Origin of the sequence: Lysobacter capsici (genome assembly GCF_014779555.2) — a bacterium.
In the GTDB taxonomy this organism is placed as follows: Bacteria; Pseudomonadota; Gammaproteobacteria; order Xanthomonadales; family Xanthomonadaceae; genus Lysobacter; species Lysobacter capsici.
This window is the reverse complement of sequence record NZ_CP094357.1, coordinates 2,777,161-2,790,400: the sequence shown is the minus strand read 5'-3', so window position 1 is coordinate 2,790,400 and position 13,240 is coordinate 2,777,161. Positions and strand designations below refer to the sequence as shown.

Annotated in this window: 13 protein-coding genes; 7 read left to right on the top strand and 6 right to left on the bottom strand. The window is 66.6% G+C overall.

Annotation, left to right across the window (positions count from 1 at the left end; all coding sequences use genetic code 11):
* Positions 1-3 precede the first annotated feature (3 nt).
* The 4 genes from IEQ11_RS11765 to IEQ11_RS11750 all read left to right on the top strand — a co-directional run bounded on the left by IEQ11_RS11765 (position 4) and on the right by IEQ11_RS11750 (position 7,197).
* Entirely contained in the window at positions 4-2,724 is a 2,721-nt protein-coding gene (locus IEQ11_RS11765; protein WP_191822565.1) for a glycosyltransferase, read from the top strand.
* Positions 2,721-3,389, top strand: a complete 669-nt coding sequence (locus tag IEQ11_RS11760) for a class I SAM-dependent methyltransferase (protein ID WP_191822566.1) — start codon at positions 2,721-2,723, stop codon at positions 3,387-3,389. The genes IEQ11_RS11765 and IEQ11_RS11760 overlap by 4 nt, the downstream gene beginning before the upstream one ends.
* A gap of 167 nt (positions 3,390-3,556) precedes the next feature.
* A complete protein-coding gene (locus IEQ11_RS11755; RefSeq protein WP_191822567.1) occupies positions 3,557-5,893 on the top strand; it encodes an isoamylase in 2,337 nt (778 codons plus the stop codon).
* Between the two features lie 608 nt (positions 5,894-6,501).
* Positions 6,502-7,197 (top strand): alpha/beta fold hydrolase, encoded by a 696-nt coding sequence (locus IEQ11_RS11750; RefSeq protein WP_191822568.1) that lies wholly within the window; start codon positions 6,502-6,504, stop codon positions 7,195-7,197.
* Positions 7,198-7,423: 226 nt separating this feature from the next.
* Here IEQ11_RS11750 and IEQ11_RS11745 read toward each other — a convergent pair whose 3' ends face one another.
* Complete coding sequence (locus IEQ11_RS11745; protein WP_247024811.1) at positions 7,424-8,356, bottom strand: AraC family transcriptional regulator; 933 nt, start codon at positions 8,354-8,356, stop codon at positions 7,424-7,426.
* Between the two features lie 61 nt (positions 8,357-8,417).
* On the opposite strand from IEQ11_RS11745, the gene IEQ11_RS11740 reads away from it, so the two are divergent.
* Together IEQ11_RS11740 and IEQ11_RS11735 are read left to right on the top strand one after the other, a co-directional pair.
* Positions 8,418-9,698, top strand: a complete 1,281-nt coding sequence (locus IEQ11_RS11740) for an MFS transporter (RefSeq protein ID WP_051547389.1) — start codon at positions 8,418-8,420, stop codon at positions 9,696-9,698.
* Between the two features lie 90 nt (positions 9,699-9,788).
* Positions 9,789-10,367 carry an alpha-ketoglutarate-dependent dioxygenase AlkB family protein gene (locus IEQ11_RS11735; protein WP_036107429.1) on the top strand — a complete coding sequence of 193 codons (579 nt, stop codon included), beginning with the start codon at positions 9,789-9,791 and terminating at the stop codon, positions 10,365-10,367.
* A gap of 28 nt (positions 10,368-10,395) precedes the next feature.
* On the opposite strand, the gene IEQ11_RS11730 is transcribed toward IEQ11_RS11735, so the two are convergent.
* The 5 genes from IEQ11_RS11730 to IEQ11_RS11710 form a co-directional block, all read right to left on the bottom strand.
* Complete coding sequence (locus IEQ11_RS11730) at positions 10,396-10,587, bottom strand: hypothetical protein (protein ID WP_046656561.1); 192 nt, start codon at positions 10,585-10,587, stop codon at positions 10,396-10,398.
* 42 nt (positions 10,588-10,629) lie between these two features.
* A complete protein-coding gene (locus IEQ11_RS11725) occupies positions 10,630-11,253 on the bottom strand; it encodes a GIY-YIG nuclease family protein (RefSeq protein ID WP_228464789.1) in 624 nt (207 codons plus the stop codon).
* A gap of 52 nt (positions 11,254-11,305) precedes the next feature.
* Positions 11,306-11,626, bottom strand: coding sequence for a DUF3247 family protein (locus IEQ11_RS11720; protein WP_157753956.1), 321 nt, complete (start codon positions 11,624-11,626; stop codon positions 11,306-11,308).
* Positions 11,627-11,834: 208 nt separating this feature from the next.
* Complete coding sequence (locus IEQ11_RS11715; RefSeq protein WP_228464791.1) at positions 11,835-12,209, bottom strand: BON domain-containing protein; 375 nt, start codon at positions 12,207-12,209, stop codon at positions 11,835-11,837.
* A 104-nt stretch (positions 12,210-12,313) separates the two neighbouring features.
* Positions 12,314-12,496 carry a hypothetical protein gene (locus IEQ11_RS11710; RefSeq protein WP_046656558.1) on the bottom strand — a complete coding sequence of 61 codons (183 nt, stop codon included), beginning with the start codon at positions 12,494-12,496 and terminating at the stop codon, positions 12,314-12,316.
* A gap of 220 nt (positions 12,497-12,716) precedes the next feature.
* Between IEQ11_RS11710 and IEQ11_RS11705 the strand changes: the two genes are divergently transcribed.
* On the top strand, positions 12,717-13,220 hold the full coding sequence (locus IEQ11_RS11705) for an MgtC/SapB family protein (RefSeq protein ID WP_191822571.1): 504 nt from the start codon (positions 12,717-12,719) through the stop codon (positions 13,218-13,220).
* Positions 13,221-13,240 lie beyond the last annotated feature (20 nt).

The window sequence follows — 13,240 nt, the reverse complement described above, 5'->3', positions numbered from 1 at the left end:
CCCATGATCATGCCGCTCGCGGACTTCAAGTCGGTGGCAAGCGGCAGCTCGATCGTGGTCTGCGGCTGCGGCCCCTCGCTGCTGGAGCTGCCGCGTCCGCGCGAGCTGCTGACCATCGGCGTCAACGACGTCGGCCGCCTGTTCGATCCGACCTATCTGGTGGTGCTCAACCCGCGCCAGCAATTCAAGGGCGATCGCTACGCCTTCGTCGAGCGCTCCAATGCGCGGGTCCTGTTCACCCAGCTCGAACTCGGCGCGGTGCGGCCGCCGGTGGTGCGCTTTCGCCTGGGCCAATACGGCGGCGTCGACGCCGAAGCCGACGGCGCGCTGCATTACAGTCAGAACTCGCCGTATGTCGCGGTGCGCCTGGCCGCGTTGATGGGCGCGCGACGGATCGGCCTGATCGGGGTGGATTTCACCGACGATCATTTCTTCGCCATCACCGGACGGCATTCGCTGGCCGGCCGCCTCAAGGAAATCGATGCGCAGTACGGCCGCCTGGCCGGGGCATTGCGGCGTAGCGGCGTCGAGTTGATCAACCTCAGTTCGATCAGCCGGCTTACCGCGTTGCCGCGCGGGCGTATCGACGACGGCGCCTGGTACGAACACGCCGCATCAGCGGCGACAATGGCGCAGGTTCGCGCGTCGGCCGAACCCGTCGCGCTCCCCGTCCCCGCACCCGCCCGCATCGCGCAGGCCCGGAGTCCCAGCATGAAAGTCGCGATCGAAAAACGCTCCGCCGGCCTGGTCGGCGATCTGCTCGACACCCTCGCCCGCTCGGTCGCCGAACTGGGCCACACCGTCGTGCGCGATCCGCGCGCCAGCGCGCGCAATCCGCGCGTGCTGTCGATCGTCTGGAACGGCCGCGGCTACGGCACCGCCGGCCCGACTCTGTACTGCGAACACGGCTGGCTGCCGCGCTGGGATTACCAGATCAGTCCGCGCGGCATCAATGCCGACTCGCATGCCGCGCCGTTCGCGTGGGACGGCCAGCCGCTCGATGGCGAACGCGATGCGCAACTCGAACATCGCCTGCAGGCGATCAAGTCGACCGAATTCAGCGGCTACTACCAGTACATGCAGGCCAGCGGGCCGGCCGCGAGCAACCTGCCCGCGCAATTCCTGCTGGTGCCGCTGCAGATCGAGTCCGATACCAACATCGTCCGCCACGCGCCGGCGCGGCTGCGCACGATGCAGGCCTTGATCGATCACGCCTCGCGCCTGGACCCGCCCTGGCCGGTGATCTTCAAGCAGCATCCGGCCGATGCGCGCACCGGCAATCGCCACCTGCGTCTGCAATTGCGCCGTAAACAGGATCTGCTGTGGCCGCAGACCCGCGGCAATATCCACGAAATGCTGCGCAGCGGCGCCTGCCGCGGCATTCTCACCCTCAACAGCAATGTCGCCCACGATGGCTTGCTGTGGGACGTGCCCGCGATCGTGCTGGGCCGCAACGTCTGGCCGAGCCGGGGCGAAAATCCGCCGTTCCTGACCGACGCGCCGCGCGATTGGTCGCGGTTGCAGGCCAGCGTCGACGAGCCGCAGGCGCGCGCCTGCCGTCGCGCCTATGCGCAGCATCTGATCGCGCATCAGGTCAGCCTGGCCGAAGCCGCAGATCCGCAGCGTGTCGCCGGCCTGCTGGAACTGGCGCTGCGCGAACGGCCGATGCCACGCACCGGCTCGGTGATCGCGCGGCCGCCGCCGCGCGCGATCGCGACCCGCGCGATCAAGCCGCAGCCGCCCGCGCCGCCGGTGATCAATGTGGTGGCCGAACACAAAGGCTGGCTGTTCGAACATTGGAAACAGGCGCTCGCGGCGACGCCGCTGCCGGGGTATCGGATCGCGGCGAGCGAACGGCCGCTGGTCCAGGCCGATGCCTGGATCTTCCTGCGCGCCAGCGAAGCCGGACGCGCGCCCGATCCGATGCGCAGCCTGGCGCAGTTGCACGATCTGGGCGGCGCGGAGTTGTACCGCTCCGGCGGCGTGCGCGCCGATGTGGCGCGCTGCGGTGGCCTGATGCTGGCGCATCCCGATCAACAGCGCGTGCTCGCCGAAGCCGGCATCGACCTGTCGCGGCGACGCTGGCGCATGCAGCCGGTCGGCTGGGGCGATGGCGCCCCGCTGTCCGCCAATCGCGACGCGGTGGCCAACGTCGGCTGGGTCGGACGGCCCGGCAAGTGGTCGCCCGATGCGGCATCGGACAGCGACCCCAGCGGCCTGAGCGAATTCGTCGCCGCGGTGAAACTCGCGCGCCGACCGCTGCGGGTGGTGCTGATCGGCGAACGCCTCGATACGGCCGCGCGCGAACTCAAGCGCGCCGGCATCGACTGCGCGCTGTGGCCGGTGTCGCGGCATCCCCTGGCGCGCTGCGCGGAATGGATCGCGCGCCTGGACGCGGTGGTCGTCAACGGCCGCACCGATTGCAGCCCGTGGCCGCTGTTCGACGCGTTGCGGGCCGGCGTTCCGGTAATCGCGCCGCGCGTCGGTTGGACACCGCAGTGGCTCGGCGACGGCGAACGCGGCCGGCTGGTCGACGATATAGCCGCGATGGCGCAGGCGATCGACGAAGTCGTCGGACAACGCGATGCCTGGCGGCAACGTCGCCAACAGATGCCGCCGCAATGCCCCGAGTTCGGCATGCGTGCCTGGCTGGACGCGAACCTGCGTCTGGCCGTCGAACTGGCCGAGCGCCAGGCCGAAGACAAACAACGGGCGGTCGCATGAAATCGCTGGCCCGCCCTACACGCGCCAGAAGATTGGCGCGCGTCGCTCCGAAATCGCCGGCGCCGCCGTGGCTGGGCGATCAGGCACTGTCGTTGCTGCTGCGCGACTACGCCTTCGACAGCGTGCTCGACGTCGGCTGCGGCAACGGCCGTCAGGCCCAGCACCTGCGCGCCCACGGCAAACAGGTCACCACGATCTCGTTCGAAGCCTACGGCGGCTTCGCCCCGGATTTCGTCGGCGACTTCGACGATTACGCCAGCGAGCAGCGTTTCGATGTGGTCTGGTGCTCGCACGCGCTGGAGCACCAGCCCAACGTCGGCCGCTTCCTGCAACGGCTGTTGCACTTCGCCAAACCCGAGGGACTGCTCGCGATCACCGTGCCGCCGGCGCGGCCGCGCATCGTCGGCGGGCACCTGACCCTGTGGAACGCCGGACTGCTGCTGTACAACCTGATCGTCGCCGGCATCGACTGCCGCGACGCGCGGCTCAAGACCTACGGCTACAACCTGTCGGTGATCGTGCCGGCGCGGCGCGCGCAGCTGCCGGCGCTGCGCCACGACGCCGGCGATATCGAACGGCTCGCGGCATTCTTCCCCATGCCGGTGCGGCAGGGCTTCGATGGGCGGATCGAACAGATCGGCTGGGATCGGCCGCCGCCGCGCTGACCGCCGTGGCGGTTCGTCACCGCGACCGACGCGGCATCGCATCGCCCAACGCTGGCAGCGATCACGTAATCGGCCATTGAATACGATTGCAGCCGTGCATGGTGCGCTGCGGCTACGCCGTAGAGTCGACCGCGCGCCATGCCGGGCGCGTAGCGGAACTCAGCGCGATGCACACTGCCAAGCAAGCATGGATTCAAGCAGGGATCACGGCCACCGGATGGCTACTCGCATCGCTGCTGGGGCTGCACGCGGCTTCAGCGCAGGCCGCGATCGACAGCCAGCAATTGGGCGCGCGCTACGACGCGACTCAAGCCAATCTCAACTTCCGCGTGTATTCCTCGCGCGCCACCCGGATCGAAGTGTGGCTGTACAAGACGCCGTCGGGCGCGCAGGAAGTCGCCAAGCTGGTGCTGACCAAGGATGCGACCACTCAGGTGTGGTCGAAATCGGTCGCCGTGACGACGATCAAGAACAGCTACGGCATCACCGGCACGGTCTACTACGGCTATCGCGCCTGGGGCCCGAACTGGCCGTACAACGCGGCCTGGACCAAGGGCAGCGGCACCGGCTTCGTCAGCGATGTCGACAGCGCCGGCAACCGCTTCAATCCGAACAAGCTGCTGCTCGATCCGTATGCGCGCGAGATCAGCCAGGACCCGAACACCGCCGCCTGCACCGACGGCACGATCTACGCCAGCGGCGCGACCCATCGCAACAAGGACAGCGGCGCCTGCGCGAGCAAGGGCGTGGCGCTGCTCGCCGACACCACGTCGTTCGGCAGCAAGCCCACCCGCGCGCTCAAGGACGAGGTGATCTACGAAGTGCACGTGCGCGGCCTGACCCGCAATGACGCCAGCGTGCCCGCCGCCGAACGCGGCACCTACCTCGGCGCCGCGCGCAAGGCCGCCGCGCTGGCCGCGCTCGGGGTGACCGCGGTGGAATTCCTGCCGGTGCAGGAAACCCAAAACGACCAGAACGATGTCGATCCGAATTCGACCACGGACGATAACTACTGGGGCTACATGACCCTGAACTATTTCGCCCCCGATCGTCGCTACGCCTTCGACAAGAGCGCCGGCGGCCCGACCCGCGAATGGAAGGCGATGGTCAAGGCGTTCCACGACGCCGGCATCAAGGTCTATATCGACGTGGTCTACAACCACACCGGCGAAGGCGGCGCCTGGGGCGGAACCGACGGCCTGACCGTGTACAACCTGCTGTCGTTCCGCGGCCTCGACAACCCGGCCTACTACTCGCTCAGCAGCGACTTTCAATACCCGTGGGACAACACCGGCGTCGGCGGCAACTACAACACCCGTCATCCGATCGCGCAGAATCTGATCGTCGACTCGCTGGCTTATTGGCGCGATGCGCTCGGCGTGGACGGCTTCCGTTTCGACCTGGCCTCGGTGCTGGGCAACAGTTGCCAGCACGGCTGCTTCAACTTCGACAAGACCGACAGCGGCAATGCGCTCAATCGCATCAGCGCCGAACTGCCGCCGCGCGCGGCCGGCGGCGGCGCCGGCATCGACCTGATCGCCGAGCCGTGGGCGATCGGCGGCAATTCGTATCAGGTCGGTAATTTCCCGGCCGGCTGGGCGGAATGGAACGGCCTGTACCGCGACGCGCTGCGCAAGAAGCAGAACAAGCTCGGGGTCGAAGTGGTTACGCCCGGCACGCTGGCCTCGCGCTTTTCCGGCTCCAGCGATCTTTACGGCGACGACGGCCGCAAGCCCTGGCATTCGATCAATTTCATGGTCGCCCACGACGGCTTCACCTTGAACGATCTGTATGCCTACGACAGCAAGCAGAACAATCAGCCCTGGCCGTACGGCCCGTCCGACGGCGGCGAAGACCACAACCTCAGCTGGAACCAGGGCGGCGTGGTCGCCGAACAGCGCAAGGCCGCGCGCACCGGGCTTGCCTTCGTGCTGCTCAGCGCCGGCGTGCCGATGATGACCGGCGGCGACGAAGCGCTGCGCACCCAGTTCGGCAACAACAACACCTACAACCTGGATTCGGCGGCGAACTGGCTGTACTGGACACGCAGCAGCATCGAGGCCGACCACGAGACCTACACCAAGCGCATGATCGCGTTCCGCAAGGCGCATCCGGCGCTGCGTCCGATCGGGTTCTATTCCGGCGTGGACAACAACGGCAACGTCATGGAGCAGTTGCGCTGGTTCAAGCCCGACGGCGCCCAGGCCGACAGCGCGTACTTCAACGGCAGCGACAACCATGCGCTGGCGTGGCGCATCGACGGCAGCGAGTTCGGCGACAGCGCCAGCGCGATCTATATCGCCTACAACGGCTGGTCCGCTCCGGTGAATTTCGTCCTGCCGTGGGCGGGCACCGGCAAGCAGTGGTATCGGGTGACGGATACGGCGACCTGGAACGAGGGGCCGAATACGGTGGCCTTGCCGGGCAGCGAGACGCTGATCGGCGGGGAGAATACGACGTATGCGATGCAGGGGAGGTCGGTGTTGGTGTTGGTTGCCAAGTGAGGTGGTTGGGGATTTTGATTCGGGATTCGGGACTCGGGACTCGGGACTCGGGACTCGGGAATTGGAAATTGGAAATTGGAAATTGAGAGCTGCGAGCTGAGAGCTGAGAGCTGAGAGTCGGAAACCTAGAACGGGGAATCGTCCAGAGCTTCAGCGCGACACCTCAATTCGTCATTCCCGCGAACGCGGGAATCCAGGGCCTTTCGTGCGAGAACGTTTGAAGTCACTGGATGTTCGGCTACGCCGAAGTAAAACAGAGCCCGCGTTCGCGGGAATCACGGACTGGCGGATTTGCGCTAAAGCCTCTGGATTCCCGCCTTCGCGGGAATGACGTTTTGGAAATATGGCGCTGAAGCCTCTGAATTCCCGACTTCGCAGGAATGACGTTTTGCTGACATGGCGCTGAAGCCTCTGGATGTTCGGCTACGCTGAAATAAAGCAGAGCCTGCCTGCGCGGGAATGCCGTCTGATAGGAACGCCGCGCGTCCATATCCGCGGCTTCGGGCGAGCAGAACCGAACTAACTCACCCACCACCCTGTAACACCACCATGACACCCCCAGCGCTACGTTGAGCGCCCCGCCCGCCGCGCCCCAGGAGCAAGCCACCATGTCCAGCAAACCCACCATCGTCCTCGTCCACGGCGCCTGGGGCGACGGCTCGCATTGGCGTCATGTGATTCCGCTGCTGCATCAGGCCGGTTACCCGGTCAAGGCCGTGCAGAACCCGCTGACTTCGCTGGCCGATGACGTCGACCGCACCCGGCGTCTGACCGAAGCGCAGGAAGGGCCGACGATCCTGGTCGGGCATTCCTACGGCGGCGCGGTGATCAGCGGCGCCGGTCATGCCGCCAACGTGGTCGCGCTGGTCTATATCGCCGCATTCGCGCCCGACGAAGGCGACAGCCTCGGCGGCATCTTCGGACGTCGCGAAGCGCCCGCGGGCGCGGCGATCATCCGCCCCGATCAGGACGGTTTTCTGTGGCTGACCCAGGACGGTTTCCACGCCAATTTCAGCGCCGATCTCGACGAGGGCGAAGCGCTGGTGATGGCGGTCGCGCAAAAGCCGATCGCCGGGCGCTGCTTCGCCGATACGGCCGGTGCGCCGGCGTGGAAGACCAAGCCCAGCTGGTATCAGGTGTCGAGCCAGGACCACATGATTCCGCCGGCCACGCAGGCCGAAATGGCCGCGCATATCGGCGCGAAGAAGACGATCACCCTGGTGGCCAGCCATGCCTCGTTGGCCTCGCATCCGCGCGAGGTGTTCGCGTTGATCGAGGAAGCGGCAAAGGCGACGGCTGGCTGAGGTCTTTGGTCTTTGCGATGCGGAGGCAATGCGGCCGGCGTCGCAGCCGAAGGTTCGTGGTCGCGGCTCGCGCCGCTCCTACAGGATGAATCGCAAGTCACGTATCCACCTGTAGGAGCGGCGCAAGCCGCGACCGCGAACCCGCAACGTCCACGCAAACCCGATGTCGCGGGCCAACACGCACCGCGACGCCTTCGCCTCAGACCGCGATCAAATCAAACCCGCCTCACCCATCCAACCCCCGCATCGTCGCCCGCATCGGCCCCGCCACCTCCCGCATCGGATTCGACACCGCCAGATACCGGCTCGGCGGCATGCCGATCAGCCGTTTGAACATGGTGGTGAACGCCGACGCGCTCTCGTATCCCAGATCCAGCGCCAAGGCGGTGATCGCCTCGCCCGCGGCCAGCCGCGGCAAGGCCGCGAAGATCGCCGCCTGCCGGCACCACTGGGCGAAACTGGTTCCGGTTTCGGCGCGAAAACGCCGGGTGAAGGTGCGCCGGCTCATCGCCAGATCGGCGCACCAATCGTCGATGCTGTCGTGCGGCGACGGATGCGCCAGATAGGCGCGGCACCGCTTGGCCAGGCGCGGATCGGCCGGAAACGGAATGTCCAGCGGCAGCACCGGCGCGCGTTCGATCTCATGCACGATCAACGAATAAATCAGGTCCGGACGCGAGCCGCTGCCGGACTCGCTCTGCAGCGGCAGGTCCAGCGTTTCCAGCAGCAACTGCCGCATCAGCGGCGACACCCCGATCACCCGGCAATCGCGCGGCAACGCGGCGCTGACCTCGGGCTCGATGTAGATGCTGCGCGTGCTGATCTGCGCCAGCACGTGCACATCGTGGGCCATGCCGGATGGAACCCAGGCCGCGCGCTCGGGCGGCACGATCCAGCGCCCCGTCTCGGTGCCGACCACCATGATCCCGTGCGCGGCGTACAGCAATTGCGAGCGCCGATGCTTGTGGCGGGCGATGCGATGGTGGCTGGGGTATTCGTTCGACGTCGCGACGATACGGCCCGGCAATTGGTCGGCAAGGGTCGCCTGGACGTTGCGCATTGGCCCGATCTCGCAGATTGTTGACCTGAATGATAGTGCGGGCAGTGTCGCGACGGCGTCTACTGGTTGGCGCAGCAGGCACCTCGACAGCAACGGCAACCTCAACGCCCTCGCCTCCGCGGTCGTCCAGCGCAGTCCCGTTCTCTCCTGGCCCCCGCCCATGACCACCCTGGATGCCCCCGCCGCGGCAACGGCCGACCTTGTCGACGCGCCGACGGTCGCCCACGTTCCGCCGTTCGAAGCCGCGCCCGCGCCGGCCGCCGAAACCGCCAACAAGATCGCTTTGCCGATCCTGGCGATGCTCAGCGTCTGCCACCTGCTCAACGACATGATCCAGTCGCTGCTGCCGGCGCTGTACCCCTTGCTCAAGCAATCGTTCCGGCTGGATTTCGGCCAGATCGGCCTGATCACCCTGACCTTCCAGGTCACCGCCTCGCTGCTGCAGCCGCTGGTCGGCATCTACACCGACAAGCGCCCGATGCCCTACTCGCTGGCGATCGGCATGGGTTTCACCCTGACCGGCCTGCTGTTGCTGTCGCGCGCGACGACTTTCCCGATGCTGCTGTTGGCCGCGGCCCTGGTCGGTTCGGGCTCGTCGGTGTTCCATCCCGAATCCTCGCGGGTGGCGCGCATGGCCTCCGGCGGCCGCCACGGCCTGGCCCAATCGCTGTTTCAGGTCGGCGGCAACGTCGGTTCGGCGCTCGGGCCCTTGCTCGCGGCTTACATCGTGATGCCGCGCGGCCAGGGCAGCGTCGCCTGGTTCGCGTTCGCCGCGCTCGCCGCGATCGTGATCCTCAGCCGCATCGGCCTGTGGTATCGCGAACAGATCCCGGCCCACCGCAAGGCGCGCGCGCATGCGGTCGCGCGGCCGACGCTGCCGCGCAAGACCATCGCCATGACTCTTGCGGTGCTCGGCGTGCTGATCTTTTCCAAGTATTTCTACATGGCCAGCCTGTCGAGCTACTACACCTTTTACCTGATGGAGAAATTCCATCTGGCCGCGCGCGATGCGCAGCTGCACCTGTTCGTATTCCTCGGCGCGGTCGCCGCCGGCACCTTGCTCGGCGGCCCGATCGGCGACCGCATCGGCCGTCGCTACGTGATCTGGTTTTCGATCCTCGGCGTATTGCCGTTCACCCTGATGCTGCCGCACGCCAATCTGCTGTGGACCACGGTGCTGACGGTGGTGATCGGCCTGGTGCTGTCGTCGGCGTTCGCGGCGATCCTGGTGTACGCGCAGGAGCTGATCCCCGGCCGCACCGGCATGATCGCCGGCCTGTTCTTCGGTTTCGCCTTCGGCATGGGCGGCCTGGGCGCGGCGGCGTTGGGCCAGCTGGCCGACCATATCGGCATCGAAGCGGTCTACGGCCTGTGCGCCTATCTGCCGGCGATCGGGCTGATGGCGTGGTTCCTGCCGAAGCTGGAGAAGCATCCGGCCTGAATGCGGCGATCTAACGCGCGACTTGCAAGCCGCGCACATGCCCATACCTCGAATCTCAGATACCGGGATTACCGCCGGGCACGATGGCGCATGCATCAGGCTTCCTTCTTCGACAGCGAACCGCAGCAACCGGTGCTCGACGCCGAGGGCGGCCTGCGCTATCTGCCCGGGGTGTTCGATCCGCCGTGGTGCGAGCGCCTGTTCGAGATCCTGCTGACCCACGCCGCATGGACCTCGCAGCAACGCATGATGTACGAGCGCCTGGTCGAGGTGCCGCGGCGCATGGCCAGCTACCGTCTCGACCACGACGCGTTGCCGCCGCTGCTGGCCGAAACCGCGCAACGCGTCGCGCAGGTGCTGGACGCGCCGTTCAACAGCGTCGGCCTGAACCTGTATCGCGACGGCCACGACAGCGTCGCGCCGCATAACGACAAGGTGCATGACCTCGCGCCCGGCCAACCGATCGCGGTGCTGTCGCTCGGCGCGACCCGGCGCATGACCATCCGCGCCAAGCGCGAGCCGCGCGAGTGCTGGCATATGCCACTGGAGGCCGGCAGCCTGGTGGTGATGAGCCACGCCTCGCAGTACCACTACGATCACGGCATTCCCAAAGCGCCGGGCGTGCTCGATCCGCGCATCAGTCTGGCGTTTAGGGTGCGAAGGTTCTGAGCCACCGCCAGCGACGAAGCGGCGGCGATCAATCCGCCGTCGAGGCCTGCAAGGCCGCCGCCAGCGCCGCATCGCCGGACACCAGATCGGTCCAGCTCAGCGCCAGCCCCTTTCGGTGTCCCTTGGCGTTGAGCTTGAGGCCTTCGGGATCGAGGATCAGCGTGTAGGGTTTGCCATCGATCTCCACTTCGCGTCGCAAGGGTCTGTCGAGCGGGGTCATGGTCGTAGGCTCCAATGAGTGAGGCGACCTCGGTCCGGCGCCTTATGCCGGCCGGTCGTCGCGGTACCAGTCGAGCAGCGCCTGCGGCAGGCGCGGTTCCAGGTCGATCTCCAGCGCGGCATGCGCATCGAGCGCGTCGATCAGGTTGCGCCGCAACGGGCCGAGATCCGGGCGCCGCAACCAATCCAGATCGCCCTGCAGTTGCGCCAGCAGCATCGATGCGCGTTCGAACAACTGATCGCCCTGGGCCGCCAGTTCGCGCGCGAACCAGGCGCGCGACGGCCGATACACTGTGTATCCCCGCGCCTCGAGCGCGTCGGCCTGCCCGGCCAAGGCCGTGTACGCGCCGCGATACCACTCGCTATGACCGCCGGCTTCGCGGCGAACCGTCAACGGCGCCGGCGCGTTGTGCTCGATGAGCACGTGGCGAAGACGCAGCTCCAGGTCGCGCGCATCGCGCACGGTCTCGGTCTGGATCAGGAAGGCGCGGTCCAGATCGAAGAATTCGAAATAGCGCGCCTGCAGCGCCTGCGCGCGCGACAAGGGATTGCGCGAGAACCCCAGCTTGAGCAGATCCTCGTAGGCGCATGGCAGCACGTAGACATGGCAAACGCCTTCGCTGCAGCCGGGGCCGGTGTCTGGATCGCGGGTGCGCAGGAAGGACATGCCGGCATGCTCCCGCATCGGCGTCTCAACGGCCGAGTCCGCCGCCGCGCCGTCACGGCCGCCGCGGCGGCTGCGCGAACACGCGTTCATCGGAATGGATGGGATGGATATCGAGGATCTCGTCGATCCACAGATAGCGACTGCCGTTGGCGACCTCGGGATCGTCCAGCCGCACGACCGCGTTGATGCCTTCGTTGCCCTCGCCGTCGAGAAAGGTCTGCAGGCTCGGACGCACGGTGACGACCGCGGACTGGCGGCTTCCGTCGATCAATACGATATCGACCAGGCCCGCGTCCGGCAGACGCCCGATCAACTGACGCAACCGATCGATATCGGCGGGATCGGTATAGACGCGATCGGCTGTCTGGGTCATCACGGGTTCTCCGCGGCGGTCAGGCCGGACAATTCCGGCCTGACCGTGCCGCCGATGTAGCGAATATCGCCGGACCCACGTCGGCCGAGGACGCCGGCGCGCATGAGCGGTTCACGCGCCGGCGCCAATTAGCCGTGTTCGCAGGCCTACTTCTTTCGCTTGGCTTTAGCTCTTTGCTTTAACTCTCGTTCCTCACTTCTCACACTATTTACTTCTTGGCGCTCTTGCTACCCGCCATCAACCCACTGGTATCCACACTCTTGACGCCATCGATGTTCTGCGCAATCGACTTGGCCTTCTCGACCTGCGCCTTGTTCGCGGTGCCCGACAGCTTGACCACGCCGTTGACGGTCTCGACCTTGATGTCGGTGCCCGATACCTCGCTGGACGCCAGCAATTCGGTCTTGACCTTGGTGGTTATCCAGGTGTCGCTGACCGGCTGCGCCGAGTCGTTCTTCGCCGCGGCCGTGGCCGGATCGTTGCCGTTGGGGGTGCCCGCGCTCTGCGCGAACGCGCCGCCCGAGAGGACCAGGGCGAGCACGGCGGTGGCGATTCGGATGGAATGGGTGTGAGTGCTGTTCATCGGGGTATTCCTCATTGGCTGAGACGCGTGGTCTCGAAGGTGTCGCGTGTTGAAAGCGGTCGCTTGCTGCTGCTTGCACCGAAGGCGCGACGCGCCGGGTACGCTCAGTGATGGTCCTTGCGTCCGGATCCCGACTTCTTGCCGCCGTGATCTTTTTTATTGACGGTGCGCCAAGCCCGCTCCTCGGCTTCCTGCTTGGACACGCCTTGTTCGCGGTAGCCGGCTTCGATGTGCTCGGCTTGACGCTTCTGCTTGTCGGTATACGAGGATTTGTCGCCGCGTGGCATGGTCGCTCTCCCTGGAGCCTGTGGGTACGCCACCGAAACTACGCGCGCACAAGTTAAGAGCAGGCCAGTGCGGTGTTAGCGCGAGGTGTGCGGTTCATCGTCGTCGCGTCACGATGAATCCTTCAGCGAACAAGCTTCAGCGCGAGCAAGCGCCAGTCACATTCGAATAACGGCGGCGTCGTTATCCATGAATCTGCTATCGGCGCAGCGGAGCGCATTCATGCAACTCATGGATCAGTTGTGGGTGGTCGGCGGCGCCGCGTACGCGATGGCGTTAGGCGGCGCGATCGGATTCGAACGCGAACTCAAGAACCGGCCGGCCGGATTTCGCACGCACATGCTGGTGGCCGGCGCCTCGTCGCTGCTGATCGGCATGGGCCAGTTGGCGATGATGGATCCGCGTTTCCGCATGCCCTTCATGATCACCATGGACCCGATGCGCCTGGTCGAGGCGGTGATCGGCGGCGTGTCGTTCATCGGCGCGGGCACGATCTTCGCCTCGCGCGGCGGCCGCAATGTGGCCGGCATCACCACCGCGGCCTCGCTGCTGATGGTCGCGGTGATCGGCGCCTGCACCGGCCTGCGTTATCACGTGCTCGCCGTGGCCGCGGCGGTGCTGACTTTATTGGTGCTTACGGTGTTGAACTGGAGCGAACGGCGGTTCGGGATGAGGGGTGTGACGCAAGCGCAGGGCGATGGCGAAGGTGATGCATCACGTGGCTAGGCTCGGGGGCGACGCGGGGA

What these genes read in the sequence shown, in the direction of transcription:
- IEQ11_RS11720 (WP_157753956.1), bottom strand. Translation starts at nt 11,626, where the DNA reads ATGACCCAGACAGCCGATCGCGTCTATACCGATCCCGCCGATATCGAT.
- IEQ11_RS11755 (WP_191822567.1), top strand. Translation starts at nt 3,557, where the DNA reads ATGCACACTGCCAAGCAAGCATGGATTCAAGCAGGGATCACGGCCACC.
- IEQ11_RS11735 (WP_036107429.1), top strand. Translation starts at nt 9,789, where the DNA reads ATGCATCAGGCTTCCTTCTTCGACAGCGAACCGCAGCAACCGGTGCTC.
- IEQ11_RS11765 (WP_191822565.1), top strand. Translation starts at nt 4, where the DNA reads ATGATCATGCCGCTCGCGGACTTCAAGTCGGTGGCAAGCGGCAGCTCG.
- IEQ11_RS11705 (WP_191822571.1), top strand. Translation starts at nt 12,717, where the DNA reads ATGCAACTCATGGATCAGTTGTGGGTGGTCGGCGGCGCCGCGTACGCG.
- IEQ11_RS11750 (WP_191822568.1), top strand. Translation starts at nt 6,502, where the DNA reads ATGTCCAGCAAACCCACCATCGTCCTCGTCCACGGCGCCTGGGGCGAC.
- IEQ11_RS11740 (WP_051547389.1), top strand. Translation starts at nt 8,418, where the DNA reads ATGACCACCCTGGATGCCCCCGCCGCGGCAACGGCCGACCTTGTCGAC.
- IEQ11_RS11760 (WP_191822566.1), top strand. Translation starts at nt 2,721, where the DNA reads ATGAAATCGCTGGCCCGCCCTACACGCGCCAGAAGATTGGCGCGCGTC.
- IEQ11_RS11725 (WP_228464789.1), bottom strand. Translation starts at nt 11,253, where the DNA reads ATGTCCTTCCTGCGCACCCGCGATCCAGACACCGGCCCCGGCTGCAGC.
- IEQ11_RS11730 (WP_046656561.1), bottom strand. Translation starts at nt 10,587, where the DNA reads ATGACCCCGCTCGACAGACCCTTGCGACGCGAAGTGGAGATCGATGGC.
- IEQ11_RS11710 (WP_046656558.1), bottom strand. Translation starts at nt 12,496, where the DNA reads ATGCCACGCGGCGACAAATCCTCGTATACCGACAAGCAGAAGCGTCAA.
- IEQ11_RS11715 (WP_228464791.1), bottom strand. Translation starts at nt 12,209, where the DNA reads ATGAACAGCACTCACACCCATTCCATCCGAATCGCCACCGCCGTGCTC.